The sequence below is a fragment of the Vibrio sp. E14 genome, assembly GCF_020515785.1.
In the GTDB taxonomy this organism is placed as follows: domain Bacteria; phylum Pseudomonadota; class Gammaproteobacteria; order Enterobacterales; family Vibrionaceae; genus Vibrio; species Vibrio diabolicus.
Window position 1 is genome coordinate 883,797 of the sequence record NZ_JAHPJI010000001.1, and the last position, 23,877, is coordinate 907,673.

At 44.3% G+C, this 23,877-nt stretch carries 23 protein-coding genes; 8 read left to right on the forward strand and 15 right to left on the reverse strand.

Annotated features, from left to right (window positions below):
- Positions 1-29: 29 nt before the first annotated feature.
- From modC to LIX84_RS03860, 4 genes are all read right to left on the reverse strand, one after another.
- Positions 30-1,136 (reverse strand): molybdenum ABC transporter ATP-binding protein ModC, encoded by a 1,107-nt coding sequence (modC, locus tag LIX84_RS03845; RefSeq protein WP_226420673.1) that lies wholly within the window; start codon positions 1,134-1,136, stop codon positions 30-32.
- The gene (gene modB / locus LIX84_RS03850) at positions 1,136-1,822 is read right to left on the reverse strand and encodes a molybdate ABC transporter permease subunit (protein WP_150916537.1); all 687 of its coding nucleotides are present in this window, start codon (positions 1,820-1,822) and stop codon (positions 1,136-1,138) included. The genes modC and modB overlap by 1 nt, the downstream gene beginning before the upstream one ends.
- Before the next feature lie 27 nt (positions 1,823-1,849).
- Positions 1,850-2,605, reverse strand: a complete 756-nt coding sequence (modA, locus tag LIX84_RS03855) for a molybdate ABC transporter substrate-binding protein (protein ID WP_226420674.1) — start codon at positions 2,603-2,605, stop codon at positions 1,850-1,852.
- A 69-nt stretch (positions 2,606-2,674) separates the two neighbouring features.
- Positions 2,675-4,126 carry a cobyric acid synthase gene (locus tag LIX84_RS03860; RefSeq protein ID WP_226420675.1) on the reverse strand — a complete coding sequence of 484 codons (1,452 nt, stop codon included), beginning with the start codon at positions 4,124-4,126 and terminating at the stop codon, positions 2,675-2,677.
- A 155-nt stretch (positions 4,127-4,281) separates the two neighbouring features.
- Between LIX84_RS03860 and LIX84_RS03865 the strand changes: the two genes are divergently transcribed.
- Both LIX84_RS03865 and LIX84_RS03870 read left to right on the forward strand, forming a co-directional pair.
- The gene (locus tag LIX84_RS03865) at positions 4,282-4,656 is read left to right on the forward strand and encodes a YgiW/YdeI family stress tolerance OB fold protein (protein WP_085343791.1); all 375 of its coding nucleotides are present in this window, start codon (positions 4,282-4,284) and stop codon (positions 4,654-4,656) included.
- A 153-nt stretch (positions 4,657-4,809) separates the two neighbouring features.
- A complete protein-coding gene (locus LIX84_RS03870; protein WP_226420676.1) occupies positions 4,810-5,346 on the forward strand; it encodes a hypothetical protein in 537 nt (178 codons plus the stop codon).
- 113 nt (positions 5,347-5,459) lie between these two features.
- On the opposite strand, the gene LIX84_RS03875 is transcribed toward LIX84_RS03870, so the two are convergent.
- The 3 genes from LIX84_RS03875 to LIX84_RS03885 form a co-directional block, all read right to left on the reverse strand.
- Entirely contained in the window at positions 5,460-6,143 is a 684-nt protein-coding gene (locus tag LIX84_RS03875; protein ID WP_226420677.1) for an ATP-dependent zinc protease family protein, read from the reverse strand.
- Between the two features lie 11 nt (positions 6,144-6,154).
- A complete protein-coding gene (locus LIX84_RS03880) occupies positions 6,155-7,342 on the reverse strand; it encodes an amino acid aminotransferase (RefSeq protein ID WP_048625063.1) in 1,188 nt (395 codons plus the stop codon).
- A 155-nt stretch (positions 7,343-7,497) separates the two neighbouring features.
- Positions 7,498-8,355, reverse strand: coding sequence for an AraC family transcriptional regulator (locus LIX84_RS03885; RefSeq protein ID WP_226420678.1), 858 nt, complete (start codon positions 8,353-8,355; stop codon positions 7,498-7,500).
- A gap of 120 nt (positions 8,356-8,475) precedes the next feature.
- Here LIX84_RS03885 and LIX84_RS03890 point away from each other — a divergent pair, with 120 nt between their 5' ends.
- Positions 8,476-9,861: an MATE family efflux transporter gene (locus LIX84_RS03890; protein ID WP_226420679.1), complete on the forward strand. Its 1,386-nt coding sequence runs from the start codon at positions 8,476-8,478 to the stop codon at positions 9,859-9,861.
- 84 nt (positions 9,862-9,945) lie between these two features.
- Here the strand turns inward: LIX84_RS03890 and nrdG are convergent, their stop codons facing one another.
- The gene (gene nrdG, locus LIX84_RS03895; RefSeq protein ID WP_005394529.1) at positions 9,946-10,416 is read right to left on the reverse strand and encodes an anaerobic ribonucleoside-triphosphate reductase-activating protein; all 471 of its coding nucleotides are present in this window, start codon (positions 10,414-10,416) and stop codon (positions 9,946-9,948) included.
- An 84-nt stretch (positions 10,417-10,500) separates the two neighbouring features.
- Entirely contained in the window at positions 10,501-12,621 is a 2,121-nt protein-coding gene (gene nrdD / locus LIX84_RS03900; RefSeq protein ID WP_005394532.1) for an anaerobic ribonucleoside-triphosphate reductase, read from the reverse strand.
- A gap of 309 nt (positions 12,622-12,930) precedes the next feature.
- Here nrdD and LIX84_RS03905 point away from each other — a divergent pair, with 309 nt between their 5' ends.
- Positions 12,931-13,797, forward strand: a complete 867-nt coding sequence (locus LIX84_RS03905; protein WP_226420680.1) for an endonuclease/exonuclease/phosphatase family protein — start codon at positions 12,931-12,933, stop codon at positions 13,795-13,797.
- 87 nt (positions 13,798-13,884) lie between these two features.
- On the opposite strand, the gene LIX84_RS03910 is transcribed toward LIX84_RS03905, so the two are convergent.
- The 5 genes from LIX84_RS03910 to LIX84_RS03930 are packed head-to-tail and all read right to left on the reverse strand — an operon-like array spanning position 13,885 to position 19,499.
- On the reverse strand, positions 13,885-14,940 hold the full coding sequence (locus LIX84_RS03910) for an efflux RND transporter periplasmic adaptor subunit (RefSeq protein ID WP_226420681.1): 1,056 nt from the start codon (positions 14,938-14,940) through the stop codon (positions 13,885-13,887).
- Positions 14,937-18,245, reverse strand: a complete 3,309-nt coding sequence (locus LIX84_RS03915; RefSeq protein WP_226420682.1) for an efflux RND transporter permease subunit — start codon at positions 18,243-18,245, stop codon at positions 14,937-14,939. The genes LIX84_RS03910 and LIX84_RS03915 overlap by 4 nt, the downstream gene beginning before the upstream one ends.
- Positions 18,246-18,273: 28 nt before the next feature.
- On the reverse strand, positions 18,274-18,732 hold the full coding sequence (locus tag LIX84_RS03920) for a YeeE/YedE family protein (RefSeq protein ID WP_226420683.1): 459 nt from the start codon (positions 18,730-18,732) through the stop codon (positions 18,274-18,276).
- A gap of 10 nt (positions 18,733-18,742) precedes the next feature.
- Entirely contained in the window at positions 18,743-19,162 is a 420-nt protein-coding gene (locus LIX84_RS03925) for a YeeE/YedE family protein (RefSeq protein WP_048625069.1), read from the reverse strand.
- 28 nt (positions 19,163-19,190) lie between these two features.
- Complete coding sequence (locus tag LIX84_RS03930; RefSeq protein ID WP_012842251.1) at positions 19,191-19,499, reverse strand: ArsR/SmtB family transcription factor; 309 nt, start codon at positions 19,497-19,499, stop codon at positions 19,191-19,193.
- 178 nt (positions 19,500-19,677) lie between these two features.
- Between LIX84_RS03930 and LIX84_RS03935 the strand changes: the two genes are divergently transcribed.
- From LIX84_RS03935 to LIX84_RS03950, 4 genes are all read left to right on the forward strand, one after another.
- Complete coding sequence (locus LIX84_RS03935) at positions 19,678-19,863, forward strand: YgaP family membrane protein (protein ID WP_012842250.1); 186 nt, start codon at positions 19,678-19,680, stop codon at positions 19,861-19,863.
- Positions 19,864-19,933: 70 nt separating this feature from the next.
- Entirely contained in the window at positions 19,934-20,062 is a 129-nt protein-coding gene (locus LIX84_RS03940; RefSeq protein WP_046875441.1) for a hypothetical protein, read from the forward strand.
- A gap of 123 nt (positions 20,063-20,185) precedes the next feature.
- On the forward strand, positions 20,186-21,889 hold the full coding sequence (locus LIX84_RS03945; protein WP_226420684.1) for an FAD-dependent oxidoreductase: 1,704 nt from the start codon (positions 20,186-20,188) through the stop codon (positions 21,887-21,889).
- A gap of 439 nt (positions 21,890-22,328) precedes the next feature.
- Complete coding sequence (locus tag LIX84_RS03950; RefSeq protein WP_025499129.1) at positions 22,329-22,985, forward strand: HEPN domain-containing protein; 657 nt, start codon at positions 22,329-22,331, stop codon at positions 22,983-22,985.
- Positions 22,986-23,045: 60 nt separating this feature from the next.
- Here the strand turns inward: LIX84_RS03950 and LIX84_RS03955 are convergent, their stop codons facing one another.
- Positions 23,046-23,876 (reverse strand): hypothetical protein, encoded by an 831-nt coding sequence (locus tag LIX84_RS03955; protein ID WP_046875439.1) that lies wholly within the window; start codon positions 23,874-23,876, stop codon positions 23,046-23,048.
- Position 23,877: the final 1 nt, after the last annotated feature.

Consider the following 23,877-nt stretch of genomic DNA (forward strand, 5'->3'; position numbering starts at 1 on the left):
GATCATTAAGCGTGCGTAGCTTTAAATGATTAATGCGGCGCTAATGCCACGTCTTTTTGCGTGACACTGACACCTTTAATTTGTGCGAATACACTATCACCTGCCTTTAAGTCGAGATCATCAAGCGCCCAAGGTGTTATCGTTGCCCACAAATAACATCCCTCATCTAGCTTTAGCGATACATTAATACTCTGTTTATCATCAGCCGCGTTAAACACCTCGATTGAATCGACCGTCGCAGGCAGGATATTTCGAATAGAAGTCGCCTTAGGTTGCTCTAGCGTAATAGAAACGTCGTTGGCACGCACTTGTAAGCGAATTGGCGTCTCTGGCTCACCATCAATCTTTTGCACCCATAGTGATGCATTAGGTGCAAGGCTGACACAAGTCAGCGCATAACGCTCATGATGTTCAGCAATTCGGCCTTCAAATAAGCTGCTTTGATCCGAGAAAGACTGCCATGGACGCATCGCATGAGAAGCCCACACCTCTTCAAGCTTACCTGAACTCGTAATTTTACCTTGATCGATAATAGCGAGGTGTTGAGCGAGTCTTAAGATCTCCTGCAGGCTATGCGTGACATAGATAATCGGAATATTAACCTTATCCGACAATTCCTCCAGAAATGGCATCACCTCACGTTTTCTCGGCATATCAAGCGACGCAAGTGGTTCATCCATCAAAAGCAAGTTGGGTTTTGATAGTAATGCGCGCGCAATCGCAACACGTTGCTTTTCACCACCAGACAGTGAGATCGGGAAGCGCTTTAGTAACGGTTTGATAGACAAGAGTTCGGTGACTGCATCAAAGTACTCGTCATCTTTTTCTTTAACGCCATACAACAAGTTGCCTTGAACCGAATAGTGAGGAAATAAACGCGAATCCTGAAACACGTAACCAATGCCGCGCTTATGTGTTGGTAAGTTGATCCCCTGTTCACTATCAAACAAAACGTGATCGCCAATCGCAACATGTCCCTGCTTTGGTGCAACTAATCCGCTGAAAATATTAATTAACGTGGTTTTCCCCGCACCAGATCGCCCAAACAAAGCACTAATTCCGTTACAAGGTAACTCAAGTTTGATATCGAAATCAGTATCACCAAGAATTTGTTTAAATTGAACTTTAATCGTCATTACTTTGCACCCAATCGACTTGCCGCTTTGCGATTTAGCCATTCAGAGATCATTAATGTAGACAAAGCTAGCACGATAGAAATGATACATAGGCGAGCCGCCTGCATTTCCGCGCCTGGCGTTTCAATAAAGTTGTACATTGCTAGTGGAATCGTTTGGGTCTCTCCCGGAATGTTAGAGACGAAACTGATCGTCGCCCCGAATTCACCAAGACTACGAGCAAAGGACAGCATCGTCCCAGTAATAATTCCGGGAATGGTCAGTGGTAACGTAATGGTGAGAAAAACTTTTAAAGGAGAAGCGCCTAACGTTGAAGCGGCATGTTCAAGTTTAGGGTCAACGTTCTCTAAACTTAACCGCACAGACCGAACCATCAAAGGCAAGGCCACGACAATACAAGCGACTACTGCTCCTTTCCAATTAAAGCTAAAGACTAGCCCTACATGTTCATAGAGCCACTTGCCAAGAAACCCTTGCCGCCCAAGAGAAATCAACAACAAATAGCCGATAACCACTGGCGGCAATACCAGTGGTAAATGAATTAAGCTATCGAGGATCGATTTACCGAAGAACGTTTTTCGAGAAAGTAGCCAAGCAAGAAAAACGCCGAGAGGAATGAGCCAAAGTACTGCGTACGCGCCCACTTTGAGGCTTAACATTAAGGCTTGGTATTCCAGTTCTGTCACGCTTTGTTCCTATGATTGAAAGCCGGTTTATTGCTGAAAGCCATATTGAGCAAAAACGCGTGCGGCTTCGTCCGATTTTAGGTACTGGAAGAACTGCTCGGACTCAGTAGAATCATTCACAATTGCAGCCGGGTAAACAATAGCCGCATGCGTATCACTCGCAAATTCACCAACAATTTTGACTTTGTCGGTTAACTGCGCATCGGTTTTGTAGACCACGCCTAAAGGTGCTTCCCCACGTTCAACCAACGCCAAAGCTAGGCGCACATTCTTTGCTGGTGCGATTTGAGTTTGGATCTCTTTCCATACACCCAGTGTAGTCAGTGATTCTTTCGCGTACATACCAGCAGGCACTGACGTCGGATTGCCTAACGCAAGGCGATTTCCATGCAATGCCTTTTCCCATGCTGTTGCATCAGAGAAGTTAAATGAGGTTAATTCTGAAGACTGAGGCGCAATCAACACTAAGCTATTGCGCACCAAGCTTATGACATTGTCACGAGAAATAACGTCTTTATCGACCAAATAATCCATCCATTTTGTATTCGCAGAAATAAATATGTCCGCTGGTGCGCCGTTGATAATTTGTCGAGCGATAGAAGAAGAACCACCATAAACGGGAGTGATAGAAACGTCATACTTTTCTTCAAAGTTTTGTGCGATTTCGTCGATCGCATTCGTCATCGAAGACGCCGCATACACTTTGAGGTTCGTAGCTGCGTTAGCTGAAAATGAAATGCTTAATATTGCCGCGAGGCAAGCATGCGTTTTCCATGCTTTCATAGAGAAACTCCAATACAAGGCAAGCGAAAGAACTGGTTATTTGGGTAGAAAGTTCAATCAGTTAATGTGCTATTTAAACAAAAAATCAAGGTTCATATGTTGTTCTATCGCATCTGCAATACGATTAATTCCTTGCTCCTTTAACTCTTCAAAGTCTTGTTGTTTGATTTGAGTGCCGTTTACCCATTCTGACACCAGGCTTAAGACATCTGCCTCATCAAAGAACCCGTGAAGGTAGGTTCCCATGATTTGGCCACACTTGCTGATAGCCCCCTCTGCTTCATCGGAACTCAATGTAAGAGGTTGAACGCCCTGCACTTCACTTTGTCCTACGTGGATTTCATAACCCTTTACATTGGCTGTTTTGCCATTAAGAGAAAGCTGTGCTTGTGTATTTGTAAGCTGTTTGCTGTTAGTTAGCGTCGTGGTGATGTCTAGTAAGCCAAGCCCTTCGCTTTGACCCGGCTGGCCTTCGACGCCATTTGGATCATCAATCAAGCTTCCAAGCATCTGGTAGCCACCGCAGATACCAATCACTTTTCCACCAAGACGAATATGACGTAAGATATCTTTATCCCACCCTTGGCTTCTTAGATACTCTAAGTCGTCTCTAACTGATTTGGTCCCAGGCAAAATAACAAGGTCGGCTTTATCTATTTTCTCGCCTTTGCCTACATAACGTAGATTGATGTCGGGATTCAATCGCAACACATCAAAATCAGTATGATTACTAATCCGGGTTAAAACAGGCACAGCGACATTCAGTTTTACCTCAGAGTGCAACTCTTGCTGCGCGGTGATCGCGTCTTCTGCTTCTAAATTCAAACCATGAAGAAAAGGAAGCACGCCGAGTACAGGTTTGCCTGTTTTTTCTTCTAGCCAGTCGAGGCCCGATTGCAATAAACGAATATCACCTCGAAAACGGTTGATAACAAATCCTTTTACTCGCGCTTGTTCAGATTCAGAAAGTAACGCGAGTGTTCCGTACAAATGCGCAAATACACCACCACGATCAATATCAGCAACAATGATCACCGGAACATCAGCGGCCTCCGCAAAACCCATGTTCGCGATATCGCCTTCACGTAAATTGATTTCAGCAGGACTCCCTGCACCCTCGATCATGATCGAATCAAATTCTTGAGTCAGACGAGAGAAGGAATCTAACACCGTGTCCATCGCAACTTTCTTGTAATCATGAAAACCAACCGCATCCATATTGGAAATTGCCTTGCCCTGCAAAATGATCTGAGCACCTGTATCACTATTGGGTTTAATCAAAACCGGATTCATATGCACGGTTGGCTCAATATTACACGCCTGTGCCTGAACTGCCTGAGCTCGACCTATTTCACCGCCATCTTTGGTTACCGCACTATTTAGTGCCATGTTTTGTGGCTTAAATGGGGCAACGTTTATCCCTTTTCTCGCTAATACACGGCATAAACCTGCCACAAGGACACTTTTTCCGGCATCCGAAGTGGTGCCTTGAACCATTAAAGATGGGATCGCTGATTTCATGAACATTTGTAAGGAATAGAGGAAGATGAACAATCATAACGTCATCGTCCCCACTTACTCAAGCAAATGAATAGAATATGAATGTTGAAATCATCATTGGTTCAAACAAGCTCTGTTTTAATGAACCCATCAAAACAAACCGATGAGGATGTAACATGAAAAAGAATACAATTATCGCAACAATCGCCGCCTTAGTTATTGCTCCTTCTATCGCATTCGCGAAAGATCACGCTCAAAACCAATCAAACTTGCAGTTTAATGGTCCTGTCACTGTGGAAAAATTGGACGCCTTGCTAAACGACTCCAATATGTTTACTGAAAAAGATGTAGTCGTTGAAGGTAACTTATTACGTCAAGTTCGCGCGGATAAGTTTGTCTTTAGCGACGGTTCCGGTGAAGTGATGGTGGAATTCGATGACGATATTCAGCTAAACACTCCGATTGATCACACGACTAAAGTCCGTCTGTTTGGTGAATTTGAAGGCGGAAATAAGCCAGAAATTGAAGTCGAGCAACTGGTGATCATGTAAAACAACCCCGATTGCTTTGGATATCAGCATGATGTGGTGAGCATTACAGCTAAATGGTGACGGCAAGCACTTAAAATGATAGCTTTATCAATCTTGGTCTGCTTTTTGCAGACCATTTTTTTGTTCATTTTAATCATCTTGCCCGGAGACACCATGCTAGGTAAAGCTCTAAAGGTTGCAGCCTTTGGTTTGTGCGCTGTTTTGCCACTTTCCGCACATGCAAATAATTTCAACTACAACACGATGGAATTTCGCATGGGCACTAGCCCTGGTACATTTGGTGGCGAGTTCAATACCTACTTTACAGAAAACACCCACTTCATTACTCGCGCAGACAGTGAGTTTAGCGGAGACTGGGACATTGCTGGTGGTATTGGCTTTAACGGCCCAGCAGGCCAATTTGCAGATATTTATGGCCAAATGTTGGTACACAACATTAAAGAAAACGGCAGTGATAAAGTGGGTGACGAGTGGCGCACTGAGGTGAATATTGGTACTCGTATTTGGTTCATGCAAAATGTTGAGCTACATGCCCGTATCGGTCAAATAATGGATAACGACGATTCCAATACCGTTTATAATTTTGGCGCAAGATTCCACTCTACTCAGCAACTATCACTTGGCGCGGATTTCAAAAATAATGGTGTCTATGGCCAACAAATTGTGATGTCTGCTCGTTTTGCATTTTAATTAAGTAACTAAGCAACTGCATTAACAAGTGTGTGATTCAATAAAAATGGCCTCCGGTTTCGGAGGCCATTTTTGTTAAGTACCGATTGTTAGCCGGAACTAGTAATAAGGCATTAATTTTTGCCGGATTTTTTAGGTTTATCTTGGACATACTTTTTCGATACATCCACAACGGCGATATCTCTAAAAAAGCTTCGACCAAGTAAAATTGGAAACTTCATATGCCCACGTTCAGCTAACGTAAACTCTGTCTTTTCTTTGTGGTCACCGACAGTAATATACGCTTTTACTACCGCTCGTTTATCCACTTCTTCTGACGATGACTGCTTGATTTTAGCCCAGCGCTCTACAGGTACTTTAAACTCTTTAGTTTCTTTATCGCCCAAGTCGATCTTAAACTGAACCCAATCTTTACCATCACGCTCAAACGGAACAATGTCTGTCGCGCTAATTGATGATGTTGTCGCCCCTGTATCGACCCTAGCTTTGAAGGTTTGATCAATTTCAGGAACGTAAACCCACTCTTCAGAACCAAGAATCAACATGCCGTCTGGTGTTTTTGTCACTTTGGCTGGTTTTGTCGGTTTTGGCTCGGGCTTTTTCTCAGGTTTTACTTTAGGCTTAGGCTCCACCTCAGGCGTTGGATCAACCTCTGGTTTCACTTCTGGCTCTACTTTGACAGGTTCTTCGACCTTCGGCGACTCAGGCTCAGCAGGTTCCGGCGTCGTTTGAGTTGACGTACAAGCAATTAAACTGCCGCTCATCATAAGCGGCAGAATCAGTTTCCAGTTTTTCATCCACACTCCAATTAAGCTTGAGATACTTTCTTAATTGCGTCCGCTACGTATGGAATATGAGTTTCGGTAAGTCCAGCGATGTTAATTCGACCATCGCCAACACCATAAATGCCATAATCTTCACGCAGTTGCGCCATTTGGTTTTCACTAAAGCCTAGCACAGTAAACATGCCTTTGTGACCCTCAATGAAGTCAAATTGATCGGTATTATGGTTGTTTCTCAATTCGTTACACAAACTTTGACGAAGACTAACCAAACGATGTTGCATTTCACTCAACTCTTGCTTCCAAACGGAAGTCAAGTTGTCATCTTGAAGAATCGTCTTAACCAAAGCCGCTCCATGATCGGGTGGCATCGTGTAAGTAGAACGCGCTAACGTAAGTAACTTGCCTTTTGCGTTGGCCACGTCTTGCATGTTCTTACCAACGACAATCGCCGCACCTGTGCGCTCGCGATATAGGCCAAAGTTCTTCGAACATGATGTCGTAATTAACATCTCTTCAACGTTATCTGCCATGAAGCGAAGCCCTTTTGCGTCTTCCTCTAGGCCATCACCAAAGCCTTGGTAGGCAATATCAACAAATGGTGTGAAACCGTTCTTCTGTGACAATTCCGTAATGGCTTGCCAAGCAGAAAAATCGATATCTGCGCCTGTTGGGTTGTGACAACAACCATGCAGCAATACAACATCAGAAGGCCCTGCTTTCGCAAGATCATCCATCATTTTTGCTGTGTCTACTTGTTTCGTTTCTGGAGAAAAGTAATGGTAGAACTTAACTTTAAGACCTGCCGCTTCCATCACTGGTTTATGGTTTACGTAGCTAGGATTTGAAATCCAAACCGTCGTATCTGGCTGTGCGACCTTCATCAGGTCACCTAACATACGCAGCGCACCACTTGCACCTGGCGTTTGAATGGCAGCAACACGATCCATTGCTGACGTTCCCGTCAGTAGCAAATCGATCATGCTTTTATTAAATTCTTCGCAACCCGCAAGACCAACGTACGATTTGGTTTTTTGAGTTTCAACAACGACATCCTGCGCCATTTGAATGGCTTTCATGATCGGCGTTTCACCTGCGCTGTTCTTATAGACGCCAATACCAAGGTCAACCTTGTTTGGACGGTCATCGTTACGGTATGCAACGGATAGAGATAAAATAGGATCTAATACGGGAGTTGGGAGATTAGAAAACATGAAAGTCATAACCCTTTGAAATTCAAGTACCGAACCTCACGTTAACACCATCGCAAAAAATGGCGAAATGATTTTTCACTTATTTCATCAATTAGAGAACAAAATTCTGGGTTGCGATAAGTTTTGTGCGCTCTATCGGTTATAAAAAGAACGATTCACTCCTCAATATACCAATCCACTCTTGCGTTTTTCCTAAATTCTCTTGGCGTCATGCTCGACCACGCTTTAAAACGTGTACTAAAGTTGGCACTAGTTGGATATCCGACTATCTCTCCAATATGTTGAATCGGCCATTCTGTTGAACGAAGTAGCCTAGCAGCATATTCCATGCGCATACGTGTTAAATGTGCCATCGGGCTTCGACCAAACTGCTTTTGAGTCAGACGGTGCAAATGTGGCTCCGAACATGGATATAAAGCTGCCACTTGCTCGACACTCCAATCCTTATGCAGCTGACGCTGGACAAGATCGAATACGCGCCGAAGCCTCAATTGGCTGCGTGATATCGACTCTGAGGGCGGCATGTTTAACATCAGCTCTAACTGAGCCACGCTATGTGCACCAACCGCACCACCATAATCAATAGGAAGATTAATGCTGCGTAACAACGTTTGGATACACGCATACATCACCTCAGGTGCAGATGTGAGCTGGTAACTAATATTACTCTCTATCATTGGCCATGCTCTATCAGGAGCAAGAAAAAGCCATGCGATCTGCCAGAGTTCCTCTTCCATACCAAAACCGTTTTCAACACCTGCTGGCACCGTGATCAACGAGCCAGGCTCCAAATCATATCGACACGCCCCACTTTCTAACCAACCTTTACCGCGCACGGTGTAAAGCAGCATGTGTTTTTTTTGGTTTTTACGATAAACAGAGAAGAAGTCACGACAGGTTGCAATTCCGCACTGCACAATGCCTCTCTCCTCCAATGCCAGTACTCGACTGTGATCAATAAACTCTTGATAGGTTTTTTCTGAAATCGCGTAGCGTTCTTGTTTATCTTCCATGATTTATTGGCTCACATATACACTAGTGGAGAGTTTTACAAAGGTTTTGGATGCCTTTGAAAAATACACCGCCAAATCATAGGGATAAACTACTCGCATTAATCTTTAAGGAGAAATGCGATGCTCTTAACACGCGAATACATCGATAAAGCATTTTGGCAAAAGCTGATTGCGATTGGCCTTCCTGTTTCACTTCAATCCATGCTTTTTGCGTTACTCGGCGTCGTGGATATTTTCATGGTGAGCCAACTCGGCGAATCCGCCACTGCAGCCGTTGGAGTCGGAAATCGCATTTTTTTCTTTAACCTTGCAGTCATTTTCGGTCTTTGCGGTGCAGTAACAGTGCTGGCTTCTCAATATTACGGTTCAGGGAACCTGGCAGGAATCCGCAGAACATTGGCGCAATCTTGGTTTATTTCCATTTTAGTGACGCTGCCGTTTATTGTTCTTTATGCGATTTTTGATAAAGAGATCGTCTCTTTCATGTCAGACGATCCTGAATACGTCACTTATGCACGTGATTATCTTGTGGTTACGGGCTTTAGTCTTATTGCAACGGCGATAGTGGTACCTATTGAAGCGGTATTGCGCTCCGTAGGCCAAACCAAACTGGCAACCAACGTCAGTGTCTCGTCTATTGTCGTGAATGTCGTGCTTAATTATGTTTTGATTTTCGGTTTATTCGGCTTCCCTCAATGGGGCGTATTTGGTGCAGCCGTTGGCAGCTTTGTTTCTCGATTTTTCCAAACGGCAGTGTTGATTTACTTTTTCTGTAAACGCTACGCATACCTTATTCCGACCAAGTTCGATTGGGCGCAAGGCCGTTTAAAGCAGTATCGTCAAAAATACTTTAAGGTTTCTCTACCCATGTTGGTCCACGATGCGCTCTGGACTGGTGGGCTGATCGTTTACAGCATCATCTATGGTCAATTGGGCGTTTCAGAACTTGCGATCATCTCATTCTTATCACCGATTGAAGGTGTACTGATTTCAACCTTTATGGGATTTGCGGTCGCTGCATCCGTTCTTCTTGGGAATGATATTGGCGCAAAACATTATGATCGGGTCGAGAAAACAGCGTGGTGGTATGTGTTAACCAGCGCAATCTTAGCCACCTTATTGTTTTTCCTAGTGTGGTTGAGCTCGCCTTTGATTCATCATCTATTAGTACTGAGCCCATTAACCGATGCAGAAATGGCACTCAACGTATGCTTAGTCATGGCGCTGGGTATGATTTTGAGAGTGTTTAACATGGTAGGGATTGGAGGCGTACTAAAGAGCGGCGCAGATATTCGCTACAGCATTTTCATTGATACGTTTGGTCAGTGGGCTATTGGTATTCCCCTTACCTATTACACTGGTATGGTACTCGGGTTGCCTTTGCATTTTGTCTTGATGTCTCTGCTAGCTGAAGAATTTGTGAAAGGCGTACTGACGACTTATCGTATCCAATCTAAACGTTGGATAAACAATATGGTCGAAGATGACCAAACGGTGACAGCGTAACTGAAAATACACTGACGAACTCACACCAAAAGGGCTCACACGTTATGCACGTGTGAGCCCTTTTTATGTTTGGAGAATGCTTGATTAAATATCCGTAAAGCGATGAATGATTTGGTTTGAACTGCCACGCCATTCGAGATTGAGATCTTTCTTGTCTTGTTCAAACTTACCATCAATCAAAACATCGATGTATTGCACCACTTCTCTTTGCGCGTCATCCAGTTCAGCCAGCGTGTAGCCTGTCCAAACCCAGATGTCTTTACCGGGACACTCTTCTCTCACCCTTTTCACGATCTTTAAAATATGAGGCACATTAGCAGGATGAAGCGGATCTCCGCCCGACAACGACAAACCGCGACGTTTAATGCGCGTGTCATTCAAGTCATTGATGATTTTGTCTTCCGCTTCTTGCGTGAACAACACACCCGAATCCAAGCGTTGCGTCGACTGGTTATAACAGCCACGACACTGATGTACACAGCCCGACACAAACAATGTGCAGCGCGTACCCGGTCCGTTAACAACGTCAATTGGATAATATTGGTGGTAGTTCATAATGCGTCTCTTTGTTATCGCGAAAAAGAAAATCAACCTAAAGCAGGTTGATTTTCAAAGTGTTGAATCGAGTGGTAATTAACCTTATAGGTGTTTCACTCGACGTTTAACTTCTTCTTGTTTGCCGAAGTTAAACGGACGTGCATCTGGGCTGCCCAAGTAGCCACATACGCGACGTGTCACCGATACTTTGGTTGAATCGTGGTTGCCACAACTTGGGCAAGTAAAGCCTTTGCTTGTACATTCAAACTCACCGGTGTAACCACATTCATAACACTCATCAATCGGAGTGTTGGTTCCGTAGTAAGGAACGCGGGTGTAACTGTAGTCCCACACGTTTTCTAGCGCTTCTACGTTACGTTGCATGTTCGGGAACTCACCGTAACAGATGAAGCCACCGCTTGAGATTTCTGGGTAAGGCATCTCGAAGTCGATCTTGTCGTAAGGGTTAACCTTCTTCTCAACATCTAAGTGGAAGCTGTTAGTGTAGTAACCTTTGTCTGTTACGCCTTCAATCAAACCAAACTCTTTGGTGTCGATGCGGCAGAAACGACTACATAGGTTTTCACTTGGTGTTGCGTACAAGCTAAAGCCATAGCCAGTTTCGTCAGCCCATTGATTCACTGCATCTTTTAGATGTTTGATGATCGCGACCGCTTTTTCACGCAATACGGCATCATCGTAAACGTGCGCTTCAGTACCAAACAACGCGTTGATAGTTTCATGCACGCCAATGTAGCCTAGAGAAATTGACGCACGGCCGTTTTTGAAGATTTCTGCAATCGAATCGTCCGCTTTCAAGCGCACACCACATGCACCTTCCATATATAGAATTGGTGCAACGCGCGCTTTTACGTTCTCTAGACGAGAAATACGCGTTTCTAGTGCTTTACGAGCAAGACGTAGACGATCATCAAGCAGTTCATAGAACTTCGCTTCGCTGCCTTTTGCGCGAAGCGCGATACGTGGCAAGTTCAAGCTAACTACACCAAGGTTGTTACGACCTTCATGGATAAGTTCACCATCCTCTTCGTAAGTGCCTAGGAAGCTACGACAGCCCATAGGTGTTTTGAATGACCCCGTTACTTCCACGACTTTGTCGTAGTTAAGAATGTCTGGGTACATACGTTTTGAAGCACACTCAAGTGCAAGCTTCTTAATGTCGTAGTTAGGATCTTCTGCCTTGTGGTTTAGACCGTCTTTAATACCGAACACCAATTTAGGGAATACGGCGGTTTTACGGTTTTTGCCAAGACCAGCGATACGGTTTTTCAAAATAGATTGCTGAATAAGACGAGACGCCCAGCTTGTACCAAGCCCAAAACCAAACGTAACGAATGGCGTTTGACCATTTGCCGTGTGTAGTGTGTTTACTTCGTACTCTAGCGATTGGAATGCGTCGTAACACTCTTTCTCAGTGCGAGCTTTAGCGAACTCTTCTGGCTCAGCAATGTTCCACTCTTTCGCGATTTCTAAATGCTTTTCATAGCTCGTGATGACGTAAGGTTCTAACACTTCGTCGATACGGTTGATGGTTGTACCGCCATAAATATGGCTAGCCACTTGAGCAATAATTTGCGCTGTTACTGCGGTCGCAGTTGAAATCGATTTAGGCGTATCGATTTCTGCATTACCCATTTTGAAGCCGTGCGTTAGCATGCCTTTCAAATCGATAAGCATACAGTTAAACATCGGGAAGAATGGTGCGTAATCCAGATCGTGGTAGTGAATGTCACCCACTTCGTGTGCTTGAACCACATCGCGAGGAAGGATGTGCGTTTTCGCGTAGTGCTTCGCCACGATACCAGCCAACAAGTCACGCTGAGTTGGGATAACTTTGCCGTCTTTGTTCGCGTTTTCGTTGATCAAATCAAGGTTACTTTCTTCAATCAAGCCTTCGATTTCACGAGTTAGTGCACTTTGCTTTTCACGCGCGATGTCGCGGTCATGTCGATATTCAATGTAAGAACGTGCTAGGGCTTTGTAAGGACCTTGCATGAGTTCATTCTCGACTAAGTCTTGAATCTCATGGATGTGAACTTCATCGTGATCTTTTAGCTGTAACTCGACAGCAAGAGCGACATTAAGAGCATAAATGGCGACATCTTTATCTTTGTTTTCCGCTGCCGCTTCAACTGCTGCTTGGATACGATCCCTGTTGAACGGAGCTCTTGAGCCGTCACGCTTGATTACGATTGGTTTCACTTTCTTCTCCTTACCCCAGCATACTCACAGAGTTATCCACAAACACACTATATGGGGTTATTTTTTATTCTGCTAACACAATATATTGTGGCGTATTTAACGAAAAGCACCACTTGAAAACATTGATTTTGATCAATAAAGATCGGCTAGCGGACAAGAACAAATCGATCTTATTGGTACTGATCTCAGTTGCGAAGAAAACCGTGAAAATTGCAAAATTGGAACTAAATCTACTTGCTTTTTTGGGATGTCTTATAGAATAAAGGTTGGAAAGGAATACGCTAAAAACCAGGAGTGAAACAAGCCAATATGCGATCACTATTTGTTACTGCCTTATTAATTTTTAGTTCAACGTCACTTGCTCAAAACTCCATCAACTTAACCAGTTGGAATATAGAATGGCTGTCTATAAATGGAGGTAAGGTTTCGAGAAGCAGTGACGATTTCGTCAAACTCAACCAATATGTGGATAAAACTCAAGCCGACATCATCGCCTTTCAGGAGGTCGACTCCAAAGCCGCGGTTCAAAAAGCCGTAGGCGATGGCTACGCGATTTACCTCTCTGATCGAGCTCAATCAAACAATAAGCACCTTCAGTTTTCTGATACCAACCAGTACACCGGTTTTGCTGTGCGCAAAGACATTGAAGTGTCTGACCCAGCAGACTTCTCAATCACGCGTGGTAATAGCAAGTTGCGCTTTGCCAGCTACATCGTCGTTAACCCAAACCAAAAGGACGAGCTTCACCTGCTCTCTGTGCATCTAAAAGCAGGATGCAGCGGAGCATACAAAAACAACCGCAATTGCCAAACACTGAGCCAACAAGGAGAAGCTCTTGCGAAATGGATGAGCGAGAGAGAAAAGAAAAAGCAGCAGTACGCCGTAATGGGCGATTTCAATCACAACTTGTCGTATCAACGTGATTGGCTGTGGGCGATCATGACGCTTGGTAACGATGCACAATTGGTAACGCGAGATACCAAAGCGGATTGCAAGGTTCGCTCAAATAAGAACCCAAGAAAAACACACCAATTCCGCTCTTTGATTGATCACATTATTGTTAGCCCGCAAACAAAAGCGAAAAACGCACATCAAACGCTGTTCAGCTCACAAGATGTTTTGGATTACAAACTGAGTGACCATTGTCCTGTAAACGCAACGGTAACGCTTAACTGAACGAACAAAATAGCCCAGCATCATCTGGGCTGTTTTATGTTGTTTGTTAGATAGACGTTTAACTAGTTAACAAAAGAAACCGCTCTATCAAAGCGCTCTTGGATTCAGCAGTACGACGTCACCCTGCTTCAACCCCGTTCGCACTCTCCCCAACTCTCCAAGCTGAATAAGCCGAGTTTCTACCTCACCGCTGTCTTGCACCACTTTTACGTAGTCCAATTGGCCAACTTGGTAAACCGCCTCTTTTGGCACGCGAAGTACAACATCGTCGGTCAAGGTCAACGCGACTTTGGCGTATGTACCTGGATAGATAGCCGTTAGCGGCTCAAATTGAAGCTTTACGGTATAACTGCGCGAGTTGGCATCTGCCGACGGCGTCACTTCTTTTACAGCCGCTTGCGCGTTGAGGTGGTAAGACGGAAAAACAACGTCCACTTCTTTATCGTAAGTCACATAAGGCATGACAGACTCAGCAAAGTTCACCTCTATTTCCAACGAGTTTGGATTGTACATTGATAAAAGCAAAGCCCCCGGCGTCGCAGTATCACCTTTGTTGATGGGCTTTTGCGTGATCAAGCCATCAAACGGCGCAGTAATAATGCTGTAGCCAAAGGTCGTTTCCGCCTCAGAGACCGCCGCCTGAGCTTTATTGAAGTTGGCTTGCGCGGTTTGCAACGCACTTTCCACTTGGTCAAATTGCGATTGAGGGATCAGTTTTTTGTTTAAAAGCGCTCTGACACGAGAAAACTCCTTTCTCGCCGCATTGAGCTGCGCTTGTGCAGAGGATAAAGCCTCCTCACTTTGACGAACTCGCGCGTCGAGATCATCGCTTTCTAGCCGCGCCAACACGTCTCCTTGCTTCACTCTATCGCCAACCTTCACCAATACCTCCATCACCGATGCCGTTAACCGTGCAGCGATATCGGCGTGCTGCTCTGCAACGACGACGCCCGGAAACTCTCGAACAACCGATTCGCTGGTTAACATCAGTTGATGTGTCTCTGCGTTATTTACATCAATCTGGTTGGTTTTCGCGTCATGTTCTGTCGGCAACTTTTCTGTAAAAAAACCAGCCATATAGAGAAAAAGAAGCGCGAGTATGGCAAACAGAATCACGCCTAACCATTTGGTATCTAATTTCATTGCTCTTCCTCCATCTGAGGTAATCCATGTCCTTTGGTGTTTTGGTATGCAAGGTTGTAAACCACCGGAACCACAAGCAACGTAAAGATGGTCGAGGCGGTAATTCCGAATATGATTGCCCAAGCCAAACCGTTAAAAATTGGGTCTAACGTAATCACAACGTTACCCAGTAACGTTGTGCCCGCGGTCAGCAATATTGGCCGCATACGAACAACACCAGATTCAATCAACGCATCATGTAGGCTACGACCTTCAGCCAACGATTGCTGAACAAATTCAATCAAAACGAGAGAGTTACGCACCACAATCCCTGCTAGCGCAATCATGCCGATCATCGCGGTCGCCGTGAACAGAGCCGGGTTCGGGTAATGACCGATATCACTGCTTAACACATTCAAAATCCAGAACCCCGGCATAATCCCAATCACGGTCAGAGGTATCGCCAGCATGATGATACCCGATACCGCAGGTAAACCAGTTTGAATCAACATCACCACAAATACGCCAAGCAGCGCAGCGCCATAAGCAATGCCTAAATCGCGGAATACGTCCACTGTGATTTTCCATTCCCCCTCACCACTCCAAACCACTTCGATGTTGTCTGGCACGCTCCAAGTGACACCAGCGCCATTGTTCAAGTACGTGCGATCTTGCCAGTGACGATGCACATCTTCCGCGTGAGTTGTATCTTGGTCAGCCATCACATCGGCAATCACTTCACCCGGAACACGCCCAACTACCTCGGCGTAGACATACACAACAGGCTTGAGGTTTTTATGGAAAATCGGTTTATCCGCTGCGCGTTTCACAAAATGACCGACTTCAGACAACTGCACGATAGGCTGAGGAGCATCCACAACCGCCCCATTGGATTCTACTTTTGCAATACCCGGACGGCCTCGCACATAAAGCTGCTCTAGTTGATTCAGGTTATCTCTGTCTTCGCGTCGGAGCTGCACTTCGATAGGTAATGGATCCACTTCTCTTGGATCGGCGATATAACCGAGCACTTTGGCGTTCGCGGCGGTAATAAGCGTGTTATTGATATCAGCAACAGAAACTCCAGACAGCGCCGCTTTTTCTTGATCAACGATGAATTGCCACGTTTCTAAATCACCTTGGATGCTGGTATCCACCTCAGAAACCAACTGTTCTTTGCGAAGCCTATCCGCGACTTTCTCTGCTTGGATCATCAGATCTTCATAAGATGTCGCTTCATCACCGTAAACTTCTGCCGTAATGGTGGCGATAACAGGCGGGCCTGGCGGCACTTCGACTAGCTGCACGTCAGCGTCAAACTTATCTGCAATCTGCTCTAAATCCGCCCTGAGCCGTGTCACCAGTTCGTGTGATTGCATTGCGCGGCGATTCTTCTCTGCAAGAACGACTCGAAGCTCGCCTTGGTATGGTTCGCTGCGCATAAAGTAGTGGCGCACCATGCCGTTGAAATCCATTGGGGAAGCGGTGCCTGCAAAGCCCGACACACTTGTCACTTCCGGCACCGTCATTAAATAGTCCGTAAAGCTCGACAGCGCGTTGGAGGTATCCACAAAGCTTGAAGACTCTGGCATGTTTAATACCAATTGGAACTCGTTTTTATTGTCATAAGGCAGCAACTTGAGTGGAACTAAGCGAAGTGCTGGCAACAATGCAGCCAAGACGAACAACAAGGCAACCAAACCAAGGAAAAGCCACGCTTTCTTGCGACTTTCAAGTAGCGGAATCAACACACCACGATACAAGCGATACATCGGCGAAGATTGGATGTCATAGTGGCCGTTTTCCTCAGCACCTTTGAGTAGCTTCTTGGCAAGCCAAGGCGTGATCATAAACGCGACAACGGTACTAAAGATAACGCTGATCGGAACGTTGAACGCCAGTGGCGCCATGTAAGGCCCCATCATCCCAGTGATAAAAAACATCGGCGTAAACACGATCACGATTGCGACCGTCGACATTAACAAGGCGCTACGAATTTCTGCCATGGCGAGAACAATCGCGTTGGTTCGTGTTAGATTTTTGCGTTTGAGGTAGCGTTCAATGTTGTCGATACTGGCGATCGGATCGTCCACGATCAAACCTAGCGCCAAAATCAATGCAAAGAGTGTGACTCGGTTGATGGAATAGCCAAATGCCAAGTCCATCCCGAGCGCGGCGCCATAGCTAATCGGAATCGCGATGCCAACCACCAATGCACTTCGCCAGTTCAAGAACAAACCAACAAACACCACGACCGTTAGAATAGAGATGCCAAGGCTTGATACCAAGTTGTTCACTTTCGCATTCGCTGTTTCGCCATAGTCCCGAATGACTTCAACTTGTACTTGCGGAGGAAACTGCTCGGATTGAAGCTCCGCCAGTTTATCCCGAACAGACTGAGCAACGTTAACCGCGTTCGAGCCTTTTTGTTTAGCGACAGAAATGAACACCGCTGGGTATGCTTCATCGTGGTTTTTATCGCGATACCAAGTATCGGATGTTGCCTCACCTTCACCGTCGTAAATACGCGCGACATCTTTCAAGTAAACGGGTTTGCCATTGAGCACCGCAATAACAAGGTCGCCAACTTCTTCGGCGTTGGTCAGAAACCGTCCCGACTCCAATGTGTAATTTTGCCCGTTTACGCGAACGTTCTTGCCTTGGGTTTTACTATTACTGAGCTGAATGGCCTGTTCGAGGTCATCGATGGTTACTTTGAAGTTTGCCATCGCAACGGAATCAAGCTCTATCTGGATTTTTCTCGGCTCACCGCCAATCACTTCCACCTTGTTGGTGGCATCCAATGATTTAATGCCTAACGTGGCTTGGTCTGCAATACGTCTCAGCTGATGGCGATCAAGAATGTCTGGATCGGTGGAATAAATTGCGGCAACAACAATGGGTACATCATCGATTTCAACAGGCTTTACAAGCCAGTTAGTGACAGAAGGAGGAACTTTGTCTTGGTTGGAATAGAGTTTGTTGTAAAGCTTAACCAGAGCATCTTCGCGGTTTTCGCCGACATAGAAACGAACGATGACTTGCGCAGCACCTTCCATTGACGAAGAATAAACGTATTCCACACCGTCAATTTGGCTAACAAGCTTTTCTAATGGTTCAGTGATTTGATTCTCGACTTGAGAAGCGCTTAGTCCGGGAGCCGAAACCAATACATCGGCCATCGGCACAACGATTTGCGGGTCTTCCTCTTTCGGGGTCAACCACAAGGCCGCAGCACCGACCACAAGCGCCAGTAAAATCATGATCGGAGGGAAAAAGCTGTTCATCACAGACTGAACAAAGCTTCGCTTTAGTTTGTCGGGCATCCTTTCCCCTCCATATCAGATTGATTGTTTACGCGCTCGCGGTTTTCATCTTCTTCGCGTTACGGTTAGTAATGATCGCTTTCGCGAACAGAGATCCAACTAACATCGCAAGGAAGAACACTACAATGCTCACGTTGCCTAATGCCAAACTCGCAACTGCAGGGCCAGGGCAAATACCTGCCAACCCCCAACCTAAACCAAAGATCGCCGCACCAGATAACAAACGTCCGTCGATGTTCTTATTGGTTGGAGTACAAAACGCTTCCCCGCTAACTGATTGTTTTCTCGGCTTGATGATTAAAAAATAGCTTGGCATGAATACCGCGAGTGCGCCGCCCATCACAAAAGCCAAACTTGGATCCCAACTGCCATAAATATCTAAAAATCCAATGACTTTAGCTGGGTCGATCATGCCAGACACCGCCATGCCCATACCGAATAACACACCGCTCAAAAGAGCAGAAAAACGAAAAGTAGTCTTGTTCATGGAATCTCTCTTAAACTAAGTGAAGTCGAACGAATACCGTTAGGCCAGCGACAGCCATAAATACACAGGTCGCCACAATAGAGCGCTTAGACAAACGGCCCATGCCACAAATGCCGTGTCCACTAGTACATCCGTTACCCAGTCTGGTTCCGATTCCTACCAATAAACCAGCGGCAATCACCATCCCTAAAGAAAGGTTCGCGGTACTAGGAACCGCAACGCCCAACATTAGGACGCTAATCAAGCCACCAGCTATCATTCCAACCGCAAAAAGCAATCGCCACGAATAATCGCCTTTTTTCGGTGACATAATGCCATTCATAATTCCACTGATTCCGGCAATTTTCCCGTTAACCAACAACAATATAGTGGCGGAGATCCCTAACAAAAGGCCACCAAACAACGATTCCCATGGAATAACGTTTAACATTATTTACCTCTAAAATCTTAGCTACGAATTAGTTACAGAAAACGCTATGAAGCGCTTTGATTAATGACTCAACTCTCGGTTCTGACAACGAATAAAACACTTGCTGTGATGCCTTACGAGCCTTGATCAATTTGTGTTTGCGAAGCACCGTTAAGTGCTGTGAAAAGGCGGATTGGCTAAGGAACGAGTTCTTTTGCAGCTCCCCAACACCAACCTCACCTTGGGTCAGTTGGCACAACACCATTAGCCTTTCCGGATGTGCCATTACTTTTAGGAGATCAGCAGCTTCATTGGCATTGCCTTTCATTGCTGCTACATCCATATCTGTATAGCTCATGACTCACCTCTACATTAAAAACTAAATTAGATATTACTAAAACAACACATTTAGTCAACGCTAAATTAGCAATTGTGAATTTAGATAAATTAACATTAGACATTTCTAATTTAGATAATTATAGTGATGAATATCAAAGGATGGCGTTCTCAGTTTGAGAGTACGAAGGAGAAGAGTTATGACGTTAGAAAATGCAGTACGAATTTTTGCAGGCACGATGGTATTGATCTCGGTCATACTAACCGTGTTCGTTCACAGTAACTTCATTTGGTTCACCGTGTTTATCGGGGTTAATCTTATTCAAAGTGCTTACACGGGAATCTGCCCTGCTGCTTATTTTTTAAAGAAATTTGGTTTTAGATAATCTAGAGCGTAGTGACCTTTCACACTGGCTATTCGTGAAGGTCAGCTCGCCCTAAAACTTGGAGTTAAAAATGACTAAGATCTTAATCGTCGGTGGTGTTGCAGGTGGTGCATCTGCGGCGGCGCGTGCTCGTCGTCTAAGCGAAGATGCCGAAATCATCATGTTTGAACGTGGCCCGTTTGTTTCATTAGTCAACTAGATGATGGCCGACATTTAAAATAGTTTTACATTGCTCTTATTAACATCTTAAAAACAAACAAAAATTCACTTGTTTTTGAGTGTGTTATTGTTTGTTTTTTACTCGCTAAGTTGGAGTGTCTATATGACCAAAATTCTCATTGTCGGTGGTGTGGCTGGCGGTGCATCAGCAGCAGCCCGCGCTCGTCGTTTAAGTGAAAATGCAGAAATTATTATGTTCGAACGAGGTAGTTTCGTGTCTTTTGCTAACTGTGGCCTTCCCTATCACATCGGTGGCGACATCAAAGATCGCAGTAAATTATTGCTACAAACACCAGAAAGCTTTTTAGCGCGTTTCAACGTTGATGTTCGTGTAATGAATGAAGTGATATCGATAAACCGTCAAGACAAAACAGTGACAGTAAAAAATCTTCTTGATGGCTCAGAATATGAAGAAACATACGACTTCCTATTACTTAGCCCAGGTGCAGGCCCTATCGTTCCACCAATTCCTGGTCTGGATAATCCGTTGACTCACTCACTACGTAATATCCCTGATATGGATCGCATCATTAAAACGATCCAGATGAACAAACCAGAGCACGCCACGGTTGTAGGTGGCGGTTTCATTGGTTTAGAAGTAATGGAAGCCTTCCATCAACTGGGTATTAAAACCACTTTGCTTGAAATGGCAGAGCAAGTCATGACACCTGTTGACCGTGAAATGGCAGGTTTTGCTCACGCAGAAATCCGTGAAAAAGGGATCGACCTTAAATTGGGCGTTGCTCTGGAGTCTGTACAATTTATTCCAAATGAACATGTGGCTAGCGTAGATGCAGGTGAGAGTGAGAAACATCAACACTTAGAAGGTGAATTGGAGCTTACGCTTAATAACGGTGAAAAACTAACCACCGATATCCTGATTATGGCTATTGGTGTTCGCCCAGAAACTAAATTAGCAAAAGAAGCGGGATTAGAAATTGGGACGCTTGGTGGTATCTACACTAATGAATACATGCAAACTAGCGATCCTTCAATTTACGCTGTTGGTGATGCAGTTGAAGAAAAAGATTTTGTCACTGGCGAGCAGACACTTGTTCCTCTAGCGGGTCCAGCCAACCGTCAAGGTCGTATGGCAGCCGATAACATGCTTGGTCGTAGCGAGACTTATCAAGGTACACAAGGTACGGCGATTTGTAAGATCTTTGACCTTGCTGTGGCTTCAACGGGTAAAAATGAGAAACAGCTAAAACGCTCAGGCATTGAATACGAAAAAGTTTACGTACACACCGCAAGCCACGCGAGTTACTACCCTGGCGCTGAAATTGTTTCATTCAAAATGTTGTTCGATCCGAAATCAGGCAAGATTTTAGGTGCTCAAGCAGTTGGTAAAGACGGTATCGATAAGCGTATCGACGTTATGGCTGTTGCTCAGCGTGCAGGTATGACGGTTGAACAGCTACAACATCTAGAGTTGACTTACGCGCCCCCTTACGGCAGTGCAAAAGACGTAATAAACCAAGCTGCATTTGTCGCAAATAACATCATCAAAGGGGATGCGACAGCAATTCACTATGATGAAATGGATTCCTTAACCGAAGACCAGGTGCTACTTGATGTACGTAACCCAGGTGAACTTGAAAACGTTGGTTTTATTAAAGATGCAATCAACATTCCTGTCGACCAATTACGTCATCGTATGGACGAACTTCCAAAAGACAAAGAAATCGTGATTTATTGCCAAGTTGGGTTACGTGGTAACGTCGCGTACCGTCAATTAGTGAACTCAGGCTTTAAAGCTCGTAACTTGATTGGCGGTTATAGAACATATAAATTCGCTCATTTATAATTAGAAATGTAGAAAGCCGAGTAAGCCTCGGCTTTCTCTATAATACCAAGCAACACTACAGTTAAAATAGCATACGACTATCTACCAAATTTTACTATAAGTATCGCCCTAATTTACTTACCAGTTATTAAAACTACTCTTTTGATATGTTACCTTGTCACATGTATTTATTTACAATTGTGCAATTAACGACCTATTAATAAATAGGAGATCCACCTCTACTCTGTAAATTCAAGAGATAAAGTTCAAAACAATTAACTTTTTGAACTTAAGCAAGCTATATATTCTATTTGTAAGTTATCATTGAGCAGAGTGCTTAAGTCAGTAAAAAAATCTTGTTAAGCTCAGTTTTTACCAATCCAATTGGATTTACGCAATTTGATTAAATTTCTGATTTTGGCCTTCGAGAAAAATAAAAACAAAAAATTAAGAGGAACAAATGCTTACTTTTAATACGTTAAAAGAACGTCACCGTCGTGAGCGAAATAGCTATTCGCAATCACTTTCTACTCGTGTGCATCGCTCTCTAAGTTGGCTAAAGAAAGCGGAAGCATGTGAAGATGATGATTCTACATTTACTTTCCTTTGGATAGCTTTCAACTCAGCTTACGCTCAAGATTTTGAACAAAAAGCAAACTACGGTGAGCGTGGCTTGTACCAAGAGTTTTTATCTCGCCTTGTTGAACTAGATTCTGATAACTTGTTAGCTGAAATTGTCTGGCAAAACTACTCAGGTGTAATACGAGCACTGCTCGATAACGAGTTTATTCTTGAAAGCTATTGGAGCTACCATGCGGGACGCATTAGTGAACAAGAATGGAAAGAAGCTCGCAGTAAAGCTAAGGTCGCAGCTAATACAGCACTTGGGCATAACAACACAGCGTCAGTGCTTTCTATCGTATTCTCACGCCTTTACACGCTGCGTAATCAAATAATTCACGGTGGTGCGACTTATAGCAGCTCTGCGAATAGACAGCAATTAAGAGATTGCACCGTGCTCTTGGAAAAGGTTCTACCAGTTATCATCAAGATTATGATGGATGGTAGTAGTGAGCTATGGGGTGACCCTGTTTATCCGTTTATTACTGAGCAATAATATAGATCGAAGCGACATTCTATGAATGTCGCTTTTCTATTTCTGAACATCCAGCTAAAGCTACAACTTCACGACAGATGGTTTAATAACTTTACCTGTTTTGGTATTAACGTAACCATGAAGCATAATCTGGGTGATAGAGCCACTTGTGTTGTGGCTAGAGCTATGTTTTATGTGACACTGAGTGTCAAACGAGTCCCCAGAGCTAACCTCTTGAAGTGCGAACATAGGATAAGCTAAAGTAAAACGCTTAAATAACAGATTGAATAGCGAAATCACATTAGCTATATCACCATTATTTCCGTTGACTGTTTCACTCTTCGCATAATCCCATAGATTAGAAATATTTTTCTCTTGAATCCCACAAGAAATCAAACCTTGAACTGTTGTATCTTTAAAGATTCCAGATAAAGACTGAAGTGTTTGCTCTGACAATCGGCTATATAACTCGAGAACTTGTAGATCATCACGGAAATTATTTCTGTAATACTCAAGCTTCTGGTTTAACTCGGTCACATCATTCTGTAACTGATTCTTCGTCTCTGCTAGTAGTTTAAGATCAGCCTGTAGTTTCACAACCAACAGATCCTTATCCCCATTTTGTTCAGAAAGTTGCTCAACCCTAACTCCAGCCTTTTCTTTAGCTTCTTTCTCCATACAAAGCAAAGACTTTAACTTATCAATAAATTGTTTCAAGTCTTCGTTCTCACTCTCAACCTTTTGTAGGCTCTCTTTCACACACTCTAATTCAGAATCATCAAAACTGGATACTTGTTCAGTTTCTAACGGTGGCTCTACGCAATCATTTTTTTCAACAACTATCTCACGCACCTTTGCTCGCACTTTTTCATCATCCAGAGCCTTTAATAAGGTTTGAATATTAATATCCATA